We start from the raw sequence: 19499 nt of genomic DNA, 5'->3' as shown, positions 1-19499 counted from the left end.
AGAGCAGAGGAGTTGATAGATTCGCACGTGCGATCGGTGATGAGCCATATCCGAGCCCGTGGTGGTGACGGGCAGGACGGGGGAGGGCGCATGGTGTGGGACGAGTGGGAGAGCGCCAAGACGGCGGTACGAGACAGCCATGAGGTCCGAACGCAGATTGACCAGGTCGGTTCTGAAGGTACCGGGGACCAGGATCTCGTTGTGTTTCAGGACGACTTGGGGGCGGTCGGCCATGAGGCGTTCATCCTCCACGGCGAGCTGAAGAAGAGGGCGGACATCGCGGGGGCGGGCGCGGACAAGGGCGGATCCGGGTCCACCATGCAGGCCGCGGCCTTGCTCAAGAGCGCTGGCCTCGGGCTCGGCTCGGAGCTGGAGTCGACCGTCGAGATCTGGACCTCGCAGGTGAAGCACGTACTGCAGGCTTGCGCGCACATCTCGAACCACCTCGACTACAGCAAGAAGCTGTACGCGCAGGAGGACGCCAAGATCGCGGCCGAGATCCGTGGCCGCACCGGACCGCTGCCGGTGTCCGTGCTGAACGAATACTTCAAGTAGGAAGCACCATGGGGGATTTCTCGTACTCGGACCTCATGGCCCTCGATCTCACCAAGCTGGGCACAGCGGCCTCGGACTGGAGGAAGATGGCCGGTGAACTGGTCGATCTCACGACAGACGTACGCGACGGGCTGACCAAGAAGTCCGACGGTGCCCGCTGGAAGGGCGTCAACGCTGGAGTGACCAGGGACTTCGTGCGGAAGACGGCCAAAGAGTTCACGGATCTCCACACAGAGGCCGAGAGCATCGCCAACGTCCTCACCGATGCGCACGCGGAGCTCACGCGGTACCAGAAGCAGGCACAGGGCCTGACCGATGCCGCACGCAGAGGCGATCCGAGCCATGAACCGCCGGACCCCGGCCTTCTCGTATTCGACGGGCCGGGCGGAACCGTCCGTGTGACGGAGGCGATGTGCACCGCCGAAGGGCCTGATCAGCGCACCAAGGACCGCATGCAGTGGTACGCGGACACCCTCACCGACATCGTCACGCACGCCGCCGAGGTCGATGCGGCGGCCGTACGCGCGCTGCGCAAGAGCCACGGCAACGACCCGCAGAACGCGGGGCACGCCAGGTACACGTCCCTCGACGAGGAGCAGTTGCCGCGCGCGAGGGAACTGGCCGATCTCGCCGGAGACGCGAGCCCGGAGCAGCGTGACGAACTGAGGCGCCTGTGGGGATCCCTGAGTCCCGAGGCACGGGCACAGCTCTGGCAGGCCCGGAAGGACGACTTGATGGCGGCGGGCATCCTGAGCCCGGCCATGCCGCAGATCGCACCGGACGCGGGCTCGGGCAAGCACGGGTCCGAGTCTCCGGGCTTCGACGAGTGGGTTACCAAGCAGAAGATGGAACTGCTGACGGAGGGCGCGGACTGGAAGGGCATGACGGACGCGTCCCGCCACATGGCCCACTACCTGGGCAACAGCGGCAGTCCCATGAACCTGCCCGTGAACAAGATGATGGCGGACGTCCCCGCCTTCAAGACATACACCGACGGCATAGTCCTGATGAACCAGGACGACTGGCGCAAGCAGGCCCTGGAGGAGTTCAGGAAGAACGGCGGGAAGGCGGTCGCCTTCCCGGTCGAGGCCAAGCGGTCCAAGGGTTTCTACTTCTCCCCGGAGGACGACCCCAACTGGTTCTACGCGGTGGGCGGCGCCAACACCAACCTCACCGGTGTGGTGACGGCCGTTCCGGACGCGAACGGCAACCCGAGGGTCGGCATCGACTACCAGGTGAACGTCTGGGACCGCTACAACTGGGACCAGGGCAAGGGCGTCGACATCGGTCCGCTGAGCGTTCCGGACGGACAGATGGCCAAGCTGCACCGGGTGGGCCTCGCCCAGGAGTTCGACATGTCGGGCAGCAGCAGCGTCAGGCACTACGACCTCGGATCCTCGGGGCCCACAGGCGATTCACTACCGGGCCCTGGCGAGAGCAGGGACGGGCGATTGAACCCCGGTCGGGAGCAACAACAGGACCGAGCGACCGGGATGCCGGTGGGAAGGGCGGGCGGCCGATGAACGACACGAATCCCTATCGGGCCCCCGATCAGGGCAGAAACGAGGCCGAGGGCGGCGGTGGCCGCCGCCTTCGATGGCTCGTCGCCGGCGTGACCGCCGGTGTGCTGGTCCTCTCAGGCGCCGTGGCCGCGGCCGGATGGCTCCTCGACGGCTCGGACGGTGCCGGTGACCGCGTAACGGAACAGGCGGCGGACGTGCGGTGGGCCGAGGGGATCACGCCGAAGTGGATGAGCGAGCGGATGGGCCTCGGCATTCCGACCACGGCCCGATCCACGCAAGCCGCGTACCAGGTCACCTCCCGCTTCGACACGGGCCTTCTCAGCTTCACCCTGACCAGGTCGGAGGCGGATGCCTACCTGGCGGAACACCCCCCAGAGGGCAAGTGGCTCGAACCGACCTCCGCACAGGCCGATGGCACCTCCCACGACTTCGCCCACCTCGGGCTCCCGGAGCCCGAGACGTTCGAGGACGGCATGCGTTACGGCGACGTCTGCCCCGGCTCCGCCGAGACCACCGGGGAGTCCGGTGGCTCCGACGTCTCCAATGCCTACGGCCTGTCCGACAAGCGCTGCGTCAGCCTGTACGCGCACGACTACGCGCCCGGGCGCACCCGGATCTATCTCCGCGCCCACTTCGAGCCGGGCATCAGCCCGCTGCCGGCCACCCCGTCCCCGTCGGCCCCGGAGAACTGACCCATCGGCCCCACCCCCTCCCACAGTCCCCGCAAGGTCGCCTGCGCCCTACATCCACCGCTACGGTGCCGGTCATGACGACGACCCATGGCACCCCCGACGCCCACCCCCGTTTCGCCGATGCCCTGCGGGAGCTCGGGCTCGATGATCTCGTCGGGCAGGTCCGGCGGTTTCCGGAGGCCACGCGGACCGCTGCCGAGGCCGCCGCCGCGATCGGGTGCGAGCTGAGCCAGATCTGCAAGTCGCTGATCTTCGCCGCGGACGGGGTGCCCGTGCTGGTCCTCATGGACGGGGCCTCCCGCGTCGACGTGGACCGGGTCCGCGAGGAACTCGGCGCCGATAAGGTCACGCGGGCCAAGGCCGACGTCGTGCGGGAGACCACCGGGTACGCCATCGGCGGCGTGCCGCCCTTCGGGCACCGCAGCAGGACCCGGGTGCTCGCCGACCGGTCCCTGCTCGCGCACGACACCGTGTGGGCCGCCGCGGGCACCCCGTACGCCGTCTTCCCCATGGCCCCCAAGGATCTCGTCGCCACCGCGGGGGCCGCCCTCGTGGACGTGCGCGAGCCCTCCGTGTGACCCCTCTGGTCACGGCCGCGGTCCTGCTCGCCGCGGTCACGCACGCCGGCTGGAACGCCATCGCCCACCGGATCACCGACAAGCTCACCGGCTTCGCCCTGATCTCGGGCGGCGGGATGCTCATCGGGCTCGCGCTGGTGCCGTTCACGGCGCTCCCGGCGGCCTGCGCGTGGCCGTATCTCCTCGCGTCCGCCGCGATCCACATCGCCTACTACGCCCTGCTGATGCGCTCCTTCCGGCTGGGCGACTTCGGGCAGGCCTACCCGATCGCCCGGGGCAGCGCGCCCCTGCTGGTCACCGTGCTGGCCGCCGTCTTCGCGCACGAGGTGCCCGACGGATGGGCGACCGCGGGCATCGTGCTGGCCTGCGCCGGACTGACCGGCGTCGCCCTGTGGGGGCTGCGCGGACGCCGGCCGGACTGGGCGGGGATCGGCGCGGCCCTCGCGACCGGGGTGACCATCGCGGCGTACACCGTCATGGACGGGCTGGGCGTCCGCGCCTCCGGGTCCTCCCTCGGGTACGTCGCCTGGCTGATGGCGGTGCAGGGGGCCGTCCTCCCGGCGTACTTCCTGTACCGCCACCGCGCCGGTGCCTTGGCCCTGCTGCGCCCGTACGCCGGTCTCGGACTGCTCGGCGCGGCCTTGTCCGTGCTCGCCTACGCCCTGGTGCTGTGGGCGCAGACCCGTGCCGAACTCGCGCCGGTCGCCGCGCTGCGCGAGTCCTCGATCCTGGTCGGCGCGGCGATCGGCGCCCTCTTCTTCAAGGAGCGGTTCGGCGCGCCACGGATCGCGGCGGCTGGGCTCCTGGTCGTCGGGATCGGGCTGATGCTGCACATCGGATAGTGCGGGCGGCGACGACGAGGAGCACCCTGGAAGGAGGTGTTCCGGAGGTGATCGTCATGATGCACACCGCTGTGGGATGGCATGTCGAGCTGGAGTTCATGGAGGACGACCAGCACACGCGCGCGGTCGCGATGGTGCGGCTGCCCGACGGCACGGAGGTGCGGGCGCACGGCCACGCCAGCCGTCACCGGGTGGACTCCCAGCAGCCCCGGGTCGGGGAGGAGGTCGCCGGTGCGCGGGCGCTGAACGAACTCGCGATGCAGTTGCTCACCAAGGCGCACAGCGAGATCGACGACGCGTCGGGGCGGATCTCCCACCCGATCCACGTCTGAGCCGGTACCCCGGCGGGCGGCTCCGTCCCCCGCCGGGTCTCAGCCCGCGTCGAGCGACGCCCGCACCGCCCGCACCAGGGCCTGCGCCCGCGGGTCGGCCGTCACGGTCCTGCGGAAGCCGTTGGTGACGTAGCCGAAGGAGATCCCGGTCCGAGGGTCGGCGAAGCCGAGGGCGCCGCCGCGGCCGGGATGGCCGAAGGAGCCGGGGGACAGGAACGGGGACGCGCTGCCGTGCAGCATGTAGCCGAGGCCGAAGCGGGTGCCCACGACCAGCACCCGGTCCGGGCCCGCCGACTCCTCGGTGCGGGCGCGTTCCGTGGTCGCCGGGTCGAACAGCCGGACGCGCCGCGTCACGCCGTCGACCTCGCCGGTCAGCGCCGCGTAGAAACGGGCCAGGGCGTCGGCCGTCGCGATGCCGTTGGTCGCCGGGAGGGCCGACGCCCGGTACGCCGGGTCGTTCTGGTCCGGGAACGGCGTGATCGCGGCGAAGGCGCGGCGGGTGAGGGAGTCCGGGTCCTCGTACGCCTCGGTGACGGAGCGCTTGGGGCGCAGGCGCAGCCCGCCGGAGGGCTCGGGATCCTCGACGCGGCCCACCCGGCCGACGCGGCCCGCGCTCTCCTCCTCGGCGGGCAGGCCGAGCCACAGGTCCAGGCCCAGCGGGCCGGCGATCTCGTCGGCGATCCACTCGCCGGTGCTGCGCCCGCCCGTCACCCTGCGCACCAGCTCGTCGAGCAGCCAGCCGTAGGTCAGCGCGTGGTAGCCGTGGTCGGTGCCCGGCTCCCAGACGGGTGCCTGGGCGGCGACGGCCTCGGGGCCCCGCAGCGGGTCGAGGGCCTCCTCGGGGGTGAGCGGACGGTCCAGCACCGGCAGCCCGGCCCGGTGGTTCAGCACGTGCCGGACCAGCACCCGTTCCTTGCCGTGCGCCTTGAACTCGGGCCAGTACTCGCCCACCGGCGCGTCCAGGTCCAGTTCCCCGCGCTGGTGCAGCAGCAGCGGTACGGCGGCGGCGACGCCCTTCGTCGCCGAGCGCACGACCTGGGCGGTGCCCCGGCGCCACGGCTCGGTGCCGTCGACGTCGCGCGTGCCGCCCCACAGGTCGACGACCTTGCGCCCGTCCCGGTAGACGGCGACCGCCGCGCCCCGGTCCCCGAGCGCCGCGAAGTTCCGTGCGAACGCGTCCCTGACCGGCTCGAAACCCCCGGCCACTGTGCCGTGCACGTCCACGCTCGCGTCCACTTCCCTGCGCCCCTTCCCGATATCCCGGCCTGCCCCGGCCCCTCGCCTGCGGCAGTGGGTGCAACAGCCACCGTCCGCCTGCGATTCCTCACGTACCCGTCGTCACCGACCGCGGGTCGAAGCCGAAGGGCAGTTCCAGGCGGTGGGCGCGCATCAGCGCGTCGTCGGAGAGCAGGTCGGCGGTCGGGCCGTCCGCCGCGATCACGCCGTCGCTGAGGACCAGGGCGCGGGGGCACAGCTCCAGGGCGTAGGGCAGGTCGTGGGTGACCATCAGGACCGTGACGTCGAGGGAGCGCAGGATGTCGGCGAGTTCGCGGCGGGAGGCGGGGTCCAGGTTGGAGGACGGTTCGTCCAGGACCAGGATCTCCGGCTCCATGGCGAGCACGGTCGCGACCGCCACCCGGCGCCGCTGGCCGAAGGAGAGGTGGTGCGGGGGCCGGTCCTTGAACGCGGCCATGCCGACCAGGCCGAGCGCCCGGTCCACGCGCGCCTCCAGCTCGGCCCCCTTCAGCCCGGCCGCCGCCGGTCCGAAGGCCACGTCCTCGCGCACCGTCGGCATGAAGAGCTGGTCGTCGGGGTCCTGGAAGACGATGCCGACCCGGCGCCGGATCTCCGCCATGTTCCGCTTGTCCACGGGCAGCCCGGCGACGGTGACCGTGCCGGTGCCGCCGGACAGGATGCCGTTGAGGTGGAGCACCAGGGTCGTCTTGCCGGCGCCGTTCGGACCGAGCAGCGCGACCCGCTCGCCGCGGGCGACGGAGAAGTCCACGCCGAAGAGGGCCTGGTGCCCGTCGGGGTAGGCGAAGGCGAGGCCGGAGACCTCCAGAGAAGCTGTCACAGCACCCATCCCAGCAGACAGACGATGAGCGCCGCACACGGGAGGGTCAGTGCGTACGACCACTGCGCCCGGGACGCGGTCACCTCGTCGATGACCGGCATCGAACCGGCGTACCCTCGGCTGACCATGGCCAGGTGGACGCGCTCGCCGCGTTCGTAGGAGCGGATGAACAGGGCCCCGGCGGACTTGGCGAGCACGCCCCAGTGCCGGACGCCCTTCGCCTCGAAGCCCCGCGACTCCCGGGCGATCCGCATCCGCCGCATCTCGTCGGTGATGACGTCGCCGTAGCGGATCATGAAGGACGCGATCTGCACGAGCAGCGGCGGCAGTTTCAGCCGCTGCAGGCCGAGCAGCAGTTCGCGCAGCTCGGTGGTGGAGGCGAGGAGCACGGACGCGGCGACGCCCAGGGTGCCCTTGGCCAGGACGTTCCAGGCGCCCCACAGGCCGCTCACGCTCAGCGACAGGCCGAGGACGTCGACCCGCTCGCCCTCCGCCACGAACGGCATGAGCACCGCGAACGCGACGAACGGCACCTCGATCAGCAGGCGTTTGAGCAGGAATCCGGCCGGGACGCGGGCCGCGCAGGCCACCGTCGCCAGCAGGACGGCGTACAGGCCGAAGGCCCACATCGCCTCGCGCGGGGTCGACACCACGACGACCACGAAGGCGAAGGCCGCGGCGAGCTTGGTGTGCGGCGGCAGACCGTGCACGGGGGAGTGCCCGTGCCGGTAGAGCCTGTGCGCGTGTCCGGCGCCCATCTCAGACGCCCGTGTCGCTGGTGCCGCCGGTGGTGACGGCCGTCGTGCCGCTCGGCGAGGTGTCGTCGGTGCGTCGCCTGCGCACGGCCCAGAACACCGCGCTGCCCGCGACGACGGTGACGCCGACGCCGATGACGCCCGCGAGACCGCCGGAGACGCGGGCGTTCGTGATGTCCTTCACGCCGTAGTCGGCGAGCGGGGAGTCGGCGCTCGCGTGCTCCTCGGCCTTCTTGTCGATGCCCTTGTCGGCGGCGACCTTCTCCAGGCCGTCCGGGTCGGCGGAGGCGTAGAAGCTGACGAACCCGGCGAGGACCAGGGAGGCGACCAGGCCGGTGATCCACACCTTGCGGTGCGAGCGGGCGGCGACGGGCGCGGGGGCCGGCCCGGCGTCGGGGGCGTCGACCAGTTCGCCGTTCACCCGCAGCTTCAGCCGCTGCTGGAGGCCGCGCGCGCCGTACACGAGGTCCGGGCGTACGGCGATGACGGCGCCGACGGTCAGCGCGGTGATCGCGGCCTCGCCGATGCCGATCAGGACGTGCACGCCGATCATCGCGGTGGCGACCTTGCCGATGGAGACGTCGGTGGTGCCGCCGATCCCGTACAGGACGGTGAAGGCGAGGGCGGCGGCCGGGACGGAGACGAGCGCGGCGACGAAGGAGGCGACGGTGACCGAGCGGCGGGTGCGCGGCAGGACCTTCACCAGGCCCCGGAAGAGGGCGTAGGCGACGACCGTCGTGACGATCGCCATGTCGGTGATGTTCACGCCGAGCGCGGTCAGGCCGCCGTCCGCGAAGAGGATGCCCTGCATGAGCAGGACGACGGAGACGCACAGGATCCCGGTGTAGGGACCGACGAGTATCGCGGCTAGCGCGCCGCCGAGCAGATGCCCGCTGGTTCCCGCGGCGACGGGGAAGTTCAGCATCTGCACCGCGAAGATGAACGCCGCGACCAGGCCCGCGAGGGGCGCCGTCCGCTCGTCCAGCTCGCGCCGCGCGCCGCGCAGGCTCACCGCGATGGCGCCGGCGGCGACGACTCCGGTCACGGCGGAGGTCGGGGCGTTGATGAATCCGTCAGGTACATGCACGGGTCGATGATAGAGGCTTGTTGCGAACCTCTTGCAAGAGCGAGGTGCTCGTCATCTCGGCTGTGGGACGGGCGACCGCGCGGCGCGGAGAGCGTCTCGCTCCCAAAGTGTGTCATTCGGGAAGTATGGGACATTTAAGGAGGGGTGGGCGCACAGCTTCCACACAGGTGACAGAGCGTGAGGGGCGATCCGATGTCCGTTGTCGAAGAGTACGCACGAGCCCACATCCTCACGGACGCGGACCTGCCCGACGAGGACGACGGCGGCGCCATACCGGTCGTCCTCCGCTACGACCCCGACCACGACCCGCGTTCGGTGTGCGTGGCGCTGCCCGGCCGGGGCCGCAGTCCCCTCGCGCGCGAGTGGAGGTTCTCCCGGGACCTGCTGGAGCGGGGACTGCGGACGCCCGCCGGGAGCGGGGAGGTGCGGGTGTGGCCCTGCGGGCGGGTGCAGGCCGTCGTCGAGTTCCACTCCCCGCAGGGGTGCTCCGTCGTCCAGTTCGAGACCAGGGCGCTCATCCGGTTCCTGCGCCGCACCTACGCGGCGGCGGCCGAGCCGGTGCCGCACTGAGCCGCCCGTCTGCCCGGCCGCCCCTGCGCCGCCCGTCCGGCCGCCCGCCGGAACCGTCCGCTCAGCCGCCCGCCTTCAGCAGCGCCGCCACGATGGGCCCCGCCGTGTCGCCGCCGTGGCCGCCCTGCTGGACCACGCCCGCCGCGGCCAGGTCGCCCCGGTACGCGGTGAACCAGCCGTTGGGCTTGTCCTGGCCGTCGACCTCGGCGGACCCCGTCTTCGCGCCGACCTGACCGCTCACCCCGGCCATCGCCTCGGCCGCCGTGCCGCTCGTGGCCGTGTAGGACATCAGCTCCCGCAGCTGCCCCAGCGTCGACGCGGACATCGTGCGGGATGCCTTGGCCGTCCTGCGCCCGTCGACCGACGGGGCGACCAGGTACGGCTGGTGGAAGGTGCCGGTGCGCACGGTCGCCGACACCGACGCCATGTTCAGCGGGTTCATCCGCACGCCGCCCTGCCCGATGAGGGAGGCGGCCATCGGCGCCGCGCTCTGCACCGGCACCGAGCCGTCGAAGCTGGGCACGCCGATCGCCCAGTCGTTCCTCGACAGGCCGAAGACCTGCTGGGCCTGCTCGGTCAGGTCGTCGTTGTCCAGCTTCGGGGCCTGGCTGATGAAGGCGGTGTTGCAGGACCGGGCGAAGCTGGCCTTGAAGGTGCCGTTCTTGATCTCGAACTCGTCGTCGTTCTGGAACTTCCAGCCGCCGTAGCTGAAGTACTTCGGGCACGGGTGCTGCTTGTCGGCCGACGCCAGGCCCTTCTCGATGAGCAGCGAGGCGGTGACGACCTTCATCGTGGAGCCGGGGGCGAGGGAGCCCTGGAAGGCGGTGTTGAAGCCGTGGCCGCCGTTGGCGACCGCGAGGATCTCCCCCGTCGAGGCGCGCAGCAGCACGACCGACGCCCGCGCCTTGCCCGCCACCTGCTGCTCGGCGGCGGCCTGGAGGCCGGGGTCCAGGGTCGTCCGCACGGTGCCCGGCGTGCCCTCGCTCAGCTCCAGCAGCGTCTTGTCGGACGCCTTCGCCGCCTTGGACTCCTTGCCGCGGACCACGCGCAGTTCGATGCCCGCCGTGCCGCCGGCCTTCTTGCCGTACTTCTCGCGCAGCCCGTCCAGGACGGTGCCGAGCGACGGGTACGTCGCGGCGGTGATCTCCCCGCCGTCGCGGTCCAGCGCCTTGACCGGGGGCGTCCCGGCCTCGCCGGTGACCAGCGTGTCGCCGTCCTTCAGCTCGGGGTGGACGACGGCGGCGTGCCAGTCGACGAGCGGCGCGCCGTCGCCGGCCCGGCGGACGACGGTCAGCGCGCTGTCGTAGGCGAGCGGCTTGCTGACCGCCTCGCCCTGCGGGGAGGCGGCCTGTGGGGACGTGCTCTGCCCGGTCGCGTCCTGCTGGGTCGCGTCCTGCTGGGTCCCGTCCTGTGCCCCGCCCCCGTAGGCCACCGTCGCCTTGACGGAGAACGGGACCTTGGTGCCGGCCGGGGTGCCCGGGGTGAGCGTGGCGTCCGTGACGTGGGCGTCCTTCGTCCAGCCGGTGAGCAGGGCCGTGGCCGCCTCGGCGTCGTCGGTCGCGGCGGCCGCGGCGGCGACGTCGCCCCGCTGCCAGGCCGTGAGGAACCGCTGGGCGGCCGTGGTGACCTCGGCCGCCGTCAGCGGACCGGCCGGTGCCTTCTCCTCGGCCGCCTCGGACGTCGTCCGCCCGGTCTCCTCGGCCGCGGCCCCGCCGCCGTACAGCGCCCACGCGCCGGCTCCCGCGCCCACCACCACGGCGACCACTCCACCGACCAGGGCCGGTCTCGTCTTCCGTCGCCCGGCGACGGCCCTTCTGCTGCCCACTCGCGTCCCGTTCCTCCGCGTTGCCCGGAAATCCCGGGTCCCTGCTGCCGCGCCCTTGCCACGACGGCGACCACCCTAGGGGGTGTCCCGCCCCGGCGGAGCGTGCTCAGCCGCCTGCCCGCAGCACGTCCGCGACGATCGGACCGGCCGCGTCACCGCCGTGACCGCCCTGCTCGGTCATGGCCGCCGCCGCGACGTCGTTGCGGAAGCCGGTGAACCAGCTGTTGGACGTGGTCTGCCCGTCGACCTCGGCCGAGCCGGTCTTGGCGCCGATCTCGCCGCCGAGCCCGGACATGGCGTTCATGGCGGTGCCCCGGGTCGCGGTGAGCCGCATCATCTGCTTGAGCTGGGAGGCGGTGCTCTGCGGCAGCCCCTTGGCGGTGGCCAGCTGCCGGCCGTCCAGCTCCGGCGGGACCAGGTACGGCTGGCGGAACTCGCCGGTGATGGCGGTCGCCGTCACCGAGGCCATGTTCAGCGGGTTCATCTGGACCTGGCCCTGGCCGATGGCGCCCGCGGCACGGTCGGGGCCGCTGACGGCGGGCACCTTGCCGTCGAAGGAGACGATGCCGGTCTGCCAGTCGTCCCGCCCGAGCCCGAAGCGCTCCTCGGCCTCCCGCGTCAGCGACGAGTCGTCGAGCGGTTCCTCGTCGATGAGCTTGATGAAGCCCGTGTTGCACGACCGCATGAAGGTGTCCGCGAGCGTGGCGCTCATGTCGGGCTTCATGTCGGTGAGGTTCTTGAAGGTCTGGCTCTGCCAGGTCGCCGTGTCGGGGCAGGGCGCCGGGCCGTCCATCGAGGTCACGCCGTTGTCGATGAGCATGGCGGCGGTGATGATCTTCATGGTGGAACCGGGGGCGACCCGGCCCTGGAAGGCGGCGTTGAAGCCGTCCGCGCGGTTGTTCGCCACGGCCAGCACCTCACCGGTGCTCGGCTTGACGGCGACCACCGAGGACTCCTCGAACTTGGCCACCGCCCGCTCGGCCGCCGCCTGCACGCTCGCGCTGAGCGTCGTCCGCAGCGTGCCGGGCCTGCCCTCGGTCACCGTCAGCAGCGGGGTGTCCGGGGCCTGGGTCATGGTGTGCCGGATCGCCAGCTCGACGCCGGGCGTGCCGCCGGCCTTGTCGCCGTACTTCTCGCGCAGCGTGGCGAGGACCGGGCCGAGCGAGGGGTACTTCTCCTTCGTCAGCACGGTGCCGTCGCGGTCCCTGGCCTGGATCTGCGGGGTCGCCGACTCCTCGGTGACCAGCGTGTCGCCGTCCTTCAGCTGGGGGTGGACGACGGCCGGGTCCCAGTCCACCAGTGCCCGCCCGGAGGTCTGCCCGCGCACCACGGTCAGCTCGCTCCGGTACGTCAGCGGCTTCGACTCGCCGTCGTGGGAGACCTTCGCCTTCACGGTGAACGGCACGGTCATGCCGCTCACGCTCACCTCGCCGGGCGTGATCTCGACGCCGGTGATGCCGGCGTCCTCGCCGTAGGCGGTGAGCAGCGTCCCGGCGACCGCGGCGTTGTTCGTGTACGAGGCCGCCGTCGCCGCGTCGCCCTTCTCCCAGGCGGTGAGGAACTTGTCCGCGGTCTCCTTCACCTCGTCGCCGCTCGGCGGCCCGCTCTTCGTGGACGCCCCGGCCGCCCCGGAGCCCCCGCCCCCGTCCAGCGCCGACACGACGTTGTAGGCGCCGTACCCGGCCCCGCCCACCATCACGGCGAACACGCCGCCTATGACGGCGACCTTCACCCCCCTGCCCATGGCAGTCCCCTCCCCGTCGGACCCCTGTACGCGCTTTCTTGAACGCGTTCAGAAGTAGTTGTGGGTTGCACTCTAGGTGCCGGGAGCGGCCAGCGGTACGGCTGTTTCCGGATGTTGTCCGAATGAGACGCGGTCGCGTCAGACCCAGGTGTCGAGCCACATCCGCGACCGCCACTCCTCCATGGGGATCGCCGTGCCGGTGTACAGGGGCCAGAAGTAGATGAAGTTCCAGGCGATCAGCAGCACCAGCACGCCCGCGCCCGTCGCCCCCACCACGCGCCGGGTGTCGCCGCAGCCCGGCCGGCCCACGATCGCCCCCAGCAGCATCGCCACCGCCAGGCACAGGAAGGGCAGGAAGACGACGGCGTAGAACAGGAAGATCGTGCGCTCCTGGTACAGGAACCACGGCAGATAGCCGGCCGCCAGCCCGCAGGCGATGGCACCCGCGCGCCAGTCGCGGCGGAAGGCCCAGCGCCACAGGACGTACAGCAGCGCGAAGCAGCCGATCCACCACAGCAGCGGCGTGCCGATCGCCAGCACCTCACGGGCGCACTTCTCGCCCGCGTCGGCCGGGCAGCCGTCCGTGCCGGCCCCCGGCGACTCGTAGAAGTAGGAGACCGGGCGGCCCAGGACGATCCAGCTCCACGGGTTGGACTGGTACGTGTGCGGAGACGTCAGGTGGGTGTGGAACTCGTACACCTGCGTCTCGTAGTGCCACAGGCTGCGCCACCAGTCCGGGAAGAGCCACGACCAGGAGCTCGTCCGGCCGTCGGCCGTCGCCCAGTCGCGGTAGTAGCCGCCGGAGCCGTCGGAGGGAGAGAGGATCCAGCCGGTCCAGGTCACGATGTAGGTGAGGACGGCGACCGGCACGGTCGACAGGAACGCCCAGCCCAGGTCGTGCTTCAGGACCGCCAGGTACGGCCGGCGGGCGCCCGCGACCCGGCGGGAGCCGACGTCCCAGAGCACGGCCATCACGCAGAACGCCGCCATGACGTACAGGCCGTTCCACTTGGTGGCCGCGGCCAGGCCCAGCATCACCCCGGCCGCCAGCCGCCAGGGCCGCCACCCGAGCCGCAGCGTCTCCGCCACGTGCGCGTCCGGGCGGACCCGGCCGTCGGCGTCCACGGGCAGCGCGGCGGCGAGCTTCCCGCGGGCCCTGTCGCGGTCCACGACCAGGCAGCCGAACGCGGCCAGCACGAAGAACATCAGCACGCTGTCCAGCAGCGCGGTGCGGCTCATCACGAACGCCAGCCCGTCCACCGCCATCAGCGCGCCCGCCAGGCACCCCAGGAACGTGGAGCGGAACAGCCGGCGTCCGATCCGGCACAGCAGCAGCACCGACAGCGTGCCGAGCAGAGCCGTCATGAACCGCCAGCCGAACGGGTCGAACCCGAACATCAGCTCGCCCAGCCCGATCACGTACTTGCCGACCGGCGGATGCACGACGTACGCCGCGTCCGTCGGGATCGGGACGTGCCCGCCCGAGTTCAGGATCAGGTCGTTGGCGTTCTTGTCCCAGTTGACCTCGAAACCGCGGTGGATCAGCGCCCAGGCGTCCTTGGCGTAGTACGTCTCGTCGAATATCACCGCCTTCGGGCTGCCCAGGTTCCAGAACCGCAGCACGCCCGCCAGCAGCGTCACCAGCAGCGGACCGCCCCAGCCCGACCAGCGCCCGATCCGGTCGGCCGCCGTCTTCGACAGGCCGAGGAAGATCCACAGCCGCGGGCCGGGCCGCGTGTACGGCGGCACCAGCCGGTCGCGGACATCGCCCGCGGGCAGCCCCGCCGTGTAGCCGAAGCGGCGCAGCCGCTGCTGCCAGGTGGGCCCCTGGTCGGGCGGTGCCTGGTCCTGCCGGAGGTCCGTGGAGGACGCGGTACTGGTCACCGCGCCATCGTAGGGAACCGTGCTGTGCACGTCCCGCGCACGGCCCTCCCCGGTCCGGATGCGTCCCCGTCCGCGCACCCCTGGGAGGATGGGGGCGTGACTGGAACCCTTGTACTGGCGGGCACCCCCATCGGCGACGTCCAGGACGCCCCGCCCCGGCTCGCCGCGGAACTCGCGGGCGCCGACGTCGTCGCCGCCGAGGACACCCGGCGGCTGCGCCGGCTCACCCAGGCGCTCGGGGTGACGCCCAAGGGGCGCGTCGTGTCGTACTTCGAGGGCAACGAGTCCGCCCGTACGCCCGAACTGGTCGAGGAGCTGGTGGGCGGCGCGCGCGTGCTGCTGGTGACCGACGCCGGCATGCCCTCGGTGTCCGACCCGGGCTACCGGCTGGTCGCCGCGGCCGTCGAGCGGGACGTCAAGGTGACCGCCGTGCCCGGCCCGTCCGCCGTGCTCACCGCCCTCGCGCTGTCCGGGCTGCCGGTCGACCGGTTCTGCTTCGAGGGCTTCCTGCCGCGCAAGGCCGGCGAACGGCTGGGCCGGCTGCGCGAGGTCGCCGGGGAGCGCCGGACCCTCGTCTACTTCGAGGCCCCGCACCGCCTCGACGACACCCTCGCGGCGATGGCCGAGGTGTTCGGCGCCGACCGGCGGGCCGCCGTCTGCCGGGAGCTGACCAAGACGTACGAGGAGGTCAGGCGCGGCGGTCTCGGTGAGCTCGCCGCGTGGGCCGCCGAAGGGGTGCGCGGCGAGATCACCGTCGTGGTCGAGGGCGCACCGGACACCGGGCCCGAGGAGGTCGGCGCCGAGGAACTGGTGCGCCGGGTGCGGGTGCGCGAGGAGGCCGGGGAGCGGCGCAAGGAGGCGATCGCCGCGGTGGCCGCCGAGGCGGGCGTGCCCAAGCGGGAGGTGTTCGACGCGGTGGTGGCCGCGAAGCACGCCGGCGCATAGGACGGGACGCGAGGGCACCCGCGCGGGAGAGGAGGGGCTGTCCGCGCCTGCGCGGGGCGACGGGGACGATGCGCGTCGGCGCGCAGACGACGGCCGTGCGCGCCCGCGCGGGAACGAGGAGGCGTTGCGCGCCTGCGCGGGCAGGACGGGCATCATGCGCGCCTGCGCCCCATGGGTGGGCAAACAGGCTGTCGGCAAGGCAAAGCCCCGCCCCGCCCGCCGGGGGCGCTTGGGCAAGGAACGTCCAAAACGGGTCCAACAGTCGACAGGACTGATGCGTTCCTGTCGGGCGAGGCGTCCACTGGACGAAGGGGGACGTACCCGTTTCCCACGTCCAGCGGACAGCAGGAGCCGGTATGAGTGAGATCACCGGGCAGCCCGGCCTGCGGGCCGGAGCCACCGCCGTCGGCCACGAGTCGTACTCGTTCGCCTGCATGCGATGCGGGCACGGCTGGGAGCAGTCGTTCGAGATAGAGCATCACAAGGACGCCGACGGCCGCGAGTTCGTGCGCTACGTGGCGGACGGCCGCACAGTGCCCTCCCCGCTGAGCCGGCCCACGTGCGCCAACTGCGACAGCCACGTCGTACGGATCATGCGGCCGGGGAGCGTCGCCTCGGTGCGCGGCACCGCGCAGGGCGTCCACCGGGTGCCCCCGGCCGGGCCGCTGGAGGTCCCGCAGGTGCCCGAGCAGCCGGGGCCGGGGACGCCGGCGATCCCGTCCGGGCACCGGCACTGGCACCTGTCCGACCTCCTCCAGGCCCTCCACCTCCGGCGCAGGGTGAGCTGACCTCCCGCGACCTGCGGAAATCCGTACGGCATGCTCCTTTCGTAGGATCGGGGCATGCCTTCGAACGCCTCGGACCGGACCGACAAGAACGACGCCCCGCCGCTCCCCGAACCCCTGCGGGTGCCGGTCGCCGACTCGCACACCCACCTCGACATGCAGTCGGGCACGGTGGCGGAGGGCCTCGCGAAGGCCGCGTCCGTCGGCGTCACCACGGTCGTCCAGGTCGGCTGCGACCTCGCCGGCTCCCGCTGGGCGGCCGATACGGCGGCGGAGTACGACGCCGTCCACGCCACCGTCGCCCTGCACCCCAACGAGGCCCCGCGCATCGTCCACGGCGACCCCGACGGCTGGTCCCGGCAGGGCGCGCGGCAGCCCGGCGGGGACGCGGCCCTGGACGACGCCCTCGCGGAGATCGACCGCCTGGCCGCGCTGCCGCAGGTCAAGGGCGTCGGCGAGACGGGCCTGGACTACTTCCGCACCGGGCCCGAGGGCAAGGAGGCCCAGGAGAGGTCCTTCCGCGCCCACATCGAGATCGCCAAGCGGCACGGCAAGACCCTGGTCATCCACGACCGCGACGCCCACGCCGACGTCCTGCGCGTCCTCAAGGAGGAGGGCGCCCCCGAGCGCACCGTCTTCCACTGCTACTCCGGCGACGCGGAGATGGCCGGGATCTGCGCCGAGGCCGGGTACTACATGTCGTTCGCCGGCAACGTCACCTTCAAGAACGCCCAGAACCTGCGCGACGCCCTCGCCCTCGCCCCGCTGGAACTGGTCCTGGTGGAGACCGACGCGCCGTTCCTGACGCCGGTCCCCTACCGGGGCCGCCCCAACGCGCCCTACCTGGTGCCGGTCACGGTGCGGGCGATGGCCGCCGTGCGGGGCATCGACGAGGACGCCCTGGCGACGGCCCTCGCGGCGAACACGGCCCGCGCCTTCGGCTACTGACACACGTACGGACACACGGACAGACACACATACGGACATACGGTGCGTCACTCGACGTAGCCGCGTCGCTTTGGAGAGTGACGGACGCTCGGCTAGGTTCTGGGGGCCCGATCCGGACCCCTGGAGCGTTGTCGGCGTGAGCAGAACGCAGTTCGAGCCCTACGAGACCTGTGAACCGTATGACGTGCACAGCGCGCCGACCCTGCCCTACGGGGAGACGTACCGGCCCGCCTACGAGGCGGCCGGGCCCGCACTGCCCCGGCAGAGCGCCCCACCGCGCGCGGCCGTCCCCGCGCCGGGCGGGCGGGCCGCGCACCGGCGCCGGACCCGGTACGCCGGGCGCGCGGACGGCACCGTGCGCAGACTGCTGCCACAGGCGCTGGTCGTGGCGTTCCTCGCCGGCGGCACCACCGCCTTCGTCGCCAAGGACAAGGCGGTCGAGCTGACCGTCGACGGCAGGCCCCGCACCCTGCACACCTTCGCCGACGACGTGACCGAACTGCTCGCCGAGGAGAGCGTCCCGGTGGGCGCCCACGACGTCGTCTCACCCGCCCCCGGCACGCCGCTCACCAGCGGCGACGAGATCGCCGTCCACTACGGGCGGCCCGTCCTGCTCACCCTCGACGGCCACCGGCGCCAGGTGTGGACCACCGCCGAGACGGTGGAGGAGGCGCTGCGGCAGCTCGGGGTCCGGACGGAGGGCGCCCACCTGTCCACCTCGCGCTCCCGGCGCATCGGACGCGAAGGGCTGGCCCTGGACGTCCGCACCGAACGCGTGGTGACGGTCATGGCGGACGGCCGGGCCCGCACCATCCGCACCAACGCCGCGACCGTGCACGAGGCCGTCGAGCAGGCCGGCGTCACCCTGCGCGGCCAGGACACCACGTCCGTCCCCGGGGCCGGCTTCCCGCGCGACGGGCAGACCGTCACCGTGCTGCGCGTCACCGACACCACGGAGGTCCGCGAGGACCCCCTCCCCTTCGCCGAGGAACGGACGGAGGACTCCTCCCTGCCCCGGGGCACCGAGGTCGTCGAGCAGGCGGGACAGCCCGGACTGCGCCGCACCACGTACGCCGTGCGCACCGTCAACGGGGTCCGGCAGAAGCCGCGCAGGCTGCGCACCGAGGTGGTGCGCGAGCCCCGCCCCCAGGTCGTGCGGGTCGGCACCCGGCCGCGGCCCGTCTCCGTGCGGGGCGCCGACCACCTGAACTGGCAGGGCCTGGCCGCCTGCGAGTCCGGCGGGCGCGCGGACGCCGTCGACCCCTCCGGGACGTACGGGGGCCTCTACCAGTTCGACACCGCCACCTGGCGGAGCCTCGGCGGGGAGGGCCGACCCCAGGACGCCCCGGCGGGGGAGCAGACGTACCGGGCCAAGAAGCTCTACGTGCGCAGCGGGGCGAGTGCCTGGCCGCACTGCGGGGCCCGGCTGCGGGGATGACCGGCGGTGCCCGGCCGCCCCGGGCCGCCCGGGGGACGCCCCCGGCTACCCTTGCGGGGTGAGCAGCCCCACCCCCGACGCCCTTCTGGGCCCCGCCGACGTCCGCGAACTCGCGGCAGCCCTCGGCGTGCGCCCCACCAAGCAGCGCGGCCAGAACTTCGTCATCGACGCGAACACGGTCCGCCGTATCGTCCGCACCGCCGAGGTACGCCCCGACGACGTGGTGGTCGAGGTGGGACCGGGTCTCGGCTCGCTCACCCTGGCCCTCCTCGAGGTGGCCGACCGGGTCACCGCCGTCGAGATCGACGACGTCCTCGCCTCCGCCCTGCCCGCCACCGTCGCCGCCCGGATGCCCGGGCGTGCCGACCGGTTCGCGCTCGTCCACTCCGACGCCATGCAGGTGACCGGGCTGCCGGGCCCCGCCCCGACCGCGCTCGTCGCCAATCTGCCCTACAACGTCGGCGTGCCCGTCCTCCTGCACATGCTCGAGACCTTCCCGAGCATCGAGCGCACCCTCGTCATGGTCCAGGCCGAGGTCGCCGACCGGCTCGCCGCCGGACCCGGCTCGAAGGTGTACGGCGTGCCGTCCGTGAAGGCCAACTGGTACGCCGAGGTCAAGCGGGCCGGCGCCATCGGCCGCAACGTCTTCTGGCCCGCGCCGAACGTCGACAGCGGACTGGTGTCACTCGTCCGGCGGACCGAGCCGCTGAAGACCACCGCGTCCAGGCGCGAGGTGTTCGCCGTCGTCGACGCCGCGTTCGCCCAGCGCCGCAAGACGCTGCGGGCCGCTCTGTCCGGCTGGGCCGGGTCGGCCGCCGCCGCCGAGGCCGCCCTCGTCGCCGCGGGCGTGTCGCCACAGGCGCGCGGAGAGGCGCTGACCGTGGAAGAGTTCGCGCGTATCGCCGAACACAAGGAGTGACGA

The 19499-nt window shown here is 72.6% G+C and carries 19 protein-coding genes; 12 read left to right on the top strand and 7 right to left on the bottom strand.

Features of this window, described 5'->3' with window-relative positions; all coding sequences use genetic code 11:
* Positions 1-90 precede the first annotated feature (90 nt).
* The 6 genes from ACIRG6_RS19995 (at position 91) to ACIRG6_RS19970 (ending at position 4522) form a co-directional block, all read left to right on the top strand.
* Entirely contained in the window at positions 91-555 is a 465-nt protein-coding gene (locus ACIRG6_RS19995) for a hypothetical protein (RefSeq protein WP_364673660.1), read from the top strand.
* 8 nt (positions 556-563) lie between these two features.
* The gene (locus ACIRG6_RS19990) at positions 564-2078 is read left to right on the top strand and encodes a hypothetical protein (RefSeq protein WP_364673659.1); all 1515 of its coding nucleotides are present in this window, start codon (positions 564-566) and stop codon (positions 2076-2078) included.
* Positions 2075-2770, top strand: a complete 696-nt coding sequence (locus tag ACIRG6_RS19985) for a hypothetical protein (RefSeq protein ID WP_364673658.1) — start codon at positions 2075-2077, stop codon at positions 2768-2770. The genes ACIRG6_RS19990 and ACIRG6_RS19985 overlap by 4 nt, the downstream gene beginning before the upstream one ends.
* 74 nt (positions 2771-2844) lie before the next feature.
* Positions 2845-3348 (top strand): YbaK/EbsC family protein, encoded by a 504-nt coding sequence (locus ACIRG6_RS19980; protein WP_403323824.1) that lies wholly within the window; start codon positions 2845-2847, stop codon positions 3346-3348.
* Positions 3345-4190: an EamA family transporter gene (locus ACIRG6_RS19975; protein ID WP_403323821.1), complete on the top strand. Its 846-nt coding sequence runs from the start codon at positions 3345-3347 to the stop codon at positions 4188-4190. Before ACIRG6_RS19980 ends, ACIRG6_RS19975 begins: the two co-directional genes overlap by 4 nt.
* A 56-nt stretch (positions 4191-4246) precedes the next feature.
* Positions 4247-4522: a DUF1876 domain-containing protein gene (locus tag ACIRG6_RS19970; protein ID WP_239766039.1), complete on the top strand. Its 276-nt coding sequence runs from the start codon at positions 4247-4249 to the stop codon at positions 4520-4522.
* Positions 4523-4561: 39 nt separating this feature from the next.
* On the opposite strand, the gene ACIRG6_RS19965 is transcribed toward ACIRG6_RS19970, so the two are convergent.
* The 4 genes from ACIRG6_RS19965 to ACIRG6_RS19950 all read right to left on the bottom strand — a co-directional run bounded on the left by ACIRG6_RS19965 (position 4562) and on the right by ACIRG6_RS19950 (position 8438).
* Positions 4562-5746, bottom strand: coding sequence for a serine hydrolase domain-containing protein (locus ACIRG6_RS19965; RefSeq protein WP_364818535.1), 1185 nt, complete (start codon positions 5744-5746; stop codon positions 4562-4564).
* A 100-nt stretch (positions 5747-5846) separates the two neighbouring features.
* Positions 5847-6605: an energy-coupling factor ABC transporter ATP-binding protein gene (locus tag ACIRG6_RS19960; protein ID WP_225636466.1), complete on the bottom strand. Its 759-nt coding sequence runs from the start codon at positions 6603-6605 to the stop codon at positions 5847-5849.
* Positions 6593-7354 (bottom strand): cobalt ECF transporter T component CbiQ, encoded by a 762-nt coding sequence (gene cbiQ / locus ACIRG6_RS19955; RefSeq protein WP_403323819.1) that lies wholly within the window; start codon positions 7352-7354, stop codon positions 6593-6595. The genes ACIRG6_RS19960 and cbiQ overlap by 13 nt, the downstream gene beginning before the upstream one ends.
* Position 7355: 1 nt before the next feature.
* Positions 7356-8438 carry an energy-coupling factor ABC transporter permease gene (locus ACIRG6_RS19950; RefSeq protein ID WP_364673642.1) on the bottom strand — a complete coding sequence of 361 codons (1083 nt, stop codon included), beginning with the start codon at positions 8436-8438 and terminating at the stop codon, positions 7356-7358.
* A 192-nt stretch (positions 8439-8630) separates the two neighbouring features.
* On the opposite strand from ACIRG6_RS19950, the gene ACIRG6_RS19945 reads away from it, so the two are divergent.
* Positions 8631-9008 (top strand): SsgA family sporulation/cell division regulator, encoded by a 378-nt coding sequence (locus ACIRG6_RS19945; RefSeq protein ID WP_364673640.1) that lies wholly within the window; start codon positions 8631-8633, stop codon positions 9006-9008.
* A 61-nt stretch (positions 9009-9069) separates the two neighbouring features.
* Here ACIRG6_RS19945 and ACIRG6_RS19940 read toward each other — a convergent pair whose 3' ends face one another.
* The 3 genes from ACIRG6_RS19940 to ACIRG6_RS19930 all read right to left on the bottom strand — a co-directional run bounded on the left by ACIRG6_RS19940 (position 9070) and on the right by ACIRG6_RS19930 (position 14461).
* The gene (locus ACIRG6_RS19940) at positions 9070-10833 is read right to left on the bottom strand and encodes a penicillin-binding transpeptidase domain-containing protein (protein ID WP_403323816.1); all 1764 of its coding nucleotides are present in this window, start codon (positions 10831-10833) and stop codon (positions 9070-9072) included.
* A 106-nt stretch (positions 10834-10939) separates the two neighbouring features.
* Positions 10940-12577, bottom strand: a complete 1638-nt coding sequence (locus tag ACIRG6_RS19935; RefSeq protein WP_364673635.1) for a penicillin-binding transpeptidase domain-containing protein — start codon at positions 12575-12577, stop codon at positions 10940-10942.
* Between the two features lie 138 nt (positions 12578-12715).
* Positions 12716-14461: a dolichyl-phosphate-mannose--protein mannosyltransferase gene (locus tag ACIRG6_RS19930; protein ID WP_364673632.1), complete on the bottom strand. Its 1746-nt coding sequence runs from the start codon at positions 14459-14461 to the stop codon at positions 12716-12718.
* A 96-nt stretch (positions 14462-14557) separates the two neighbouring features.
* Between ACIRG6_RS19930 and rsmI the strand changes: the two genes are divergently transcribed.
* From rsmI to rsmA, 5 genes are all read left to right on the top strand, one after another.
* Positions 14558-15406 (top strand): 16S rRNA (cytidine(1402)-2'-O)-methyltransferase, encoded by an 849-nt coding sequence (rsmI, locus tag ACIRG6_RS19925; protein ID WP_225636460.1) that lies wholly within the window; start codon positions 14558-14560, stop codon positions 15404-15406.
* 356 nt (positions 15407-15762) lie between these two features.
* A complete protein-coding gene (locus ACIRG6_RS19920; RefSeq protein ID WP_364673629.1) occupies positions 15763-16194 on the top strand; it encodes a hypothetical protein in 432 nt (143 codons plus the stop codon).
* Between the two features lie 54 nt (positions 16195-16248).
* Positions 16249-17139, top strand: coding sequence for a TatD family hydrolase (locus tag ACIRG6_RS19915; RefSeq protein WP_364673627.1), 891 nt, complete (start codon positions 16249-16251; stop codon positions 17137-17139).
* Between the two features lie 136 nt (positions 17140-17275).
* Entirely contained in the window at positions 17276-18577 is a 1302-nt protein-coding gene (locus ACIRG6_RS19910; RefSeq protein WP_403323812.1) for a ubiquitin-like domain-containing protein, read from the top strand.
* Between the two features lie 58 nt (positions 18578-18635).
* A complete protein-coding gene (gene rsmA / locus ACIRG6_RS19905; protein WP_403323809.1) occupies positions 18636-19496 on the top strand; it encodes a 16S rRNA (adenine(1518)-N(6)/adenine(1519)-N(6))-dimethyltransferase RsmA in 861 nt (286 codons plus the stop codon).
* The last annotated feature ends 3 nt before the right edge of the window (positions 19497-19499 follow it).

The sequence above is a fragment of the Streptomyces flaveolus genome (assembly GCF_044765825.1).
GTDB classification, from domain to species: Bacteria; Actinomycetota; Actinomycetes; order Streptomycetales; family Streptomycetaceae; genus Streptomyces; species Streptomyces flaveolus.
The sequence above is the reverse complement of the archived record's forward strand: the minus strand, read 5'-3'. Positions and strand labels throughout refer to the sequence as shown.

Excerpts from the sequence above, each read along its gene's own strand:
- ACIRG6_RS19980 (WP_403323824.1), top strand. The coding sequence starts at position 2,845 with ATGACGACGACCCATGGCACCCCCGACGCCCACCCCCGTTTCGCCGAT.
- ACIRG6_RS19960 (WP_225636466.1), bottom strand. The coding sequence starts at position 6,605 with ATGGGTGCTGTGACAGCTTCTCTGGAGGTCTCCGGCCTCGCCTTCGCC.
- ACIRG6_RS19995 (WP_364673660.1), top strand. The coding sequence starts at position 91 with ATGGTGTGGGACGAGTGGGAGAGCGCCAAGACGGCGGTACGAGACAGC.
- ACIRG6_RS19970 (WP_239766039.1), top strand. The coding sequence starts at position 4,247 with ATGATGCACACCGCTGTGGGATGGCATGTCGAGCTGGAGTTCATGGAG.
- ACIRG6_RS19985 (WP_364673658.1), top strand. The coding sequence starts at position 2,075 with ATGAACGACACGAATCCCTATCGGGCCCCCGATCAGGGCAGAAACGAG.
- cbiQ (WP_403323819.1), bottom strand. The coding sequence starts at position 7,354 with ATGGGCGCCGGACACGCGCACAGGCTCTACCGGCACGGGCACTCCCCC.
- ACIRG6_RS19920 (WP_364673629.1), top strand. The coding sequence starts at position 15,763 with ATGAGTGAGATCACCGGGCAGCCCGGCCTGCGGGCCGGAGCCACCGCC.
- ACIRG6_RS19990 (WP_364673659.1), top strand. The coding sequence starts at position 564 with ATGGGGGATTTCTCGTACTCGGACCTCATGGCCCTCGATCTCACCAAG.
- ACIRG6_RS19945 (WP_364673640.1), top strand. The coding sequence starts at position 8,631 with ATGTCCGTTGTCGAAGAGTACGCACGAGCCCACATCCTCACGGACGCG.
- ACIRG6_RS19935 (WP_364673635.1), bottom strand. The coding sequence starts at position 12,577 with ATGGGCAGGGGGGTGAAGGTCGCCGTCATAGGCGGCGTGTTCGCCGTG.
- ACIRG6_RS19915 (WP_364673627.1), top strand. The coding sequence starts at position 16,249 with ATGCCTTCGAACGCCTCGGACCGGACCGACAAGAACGACGCCCCGCCG.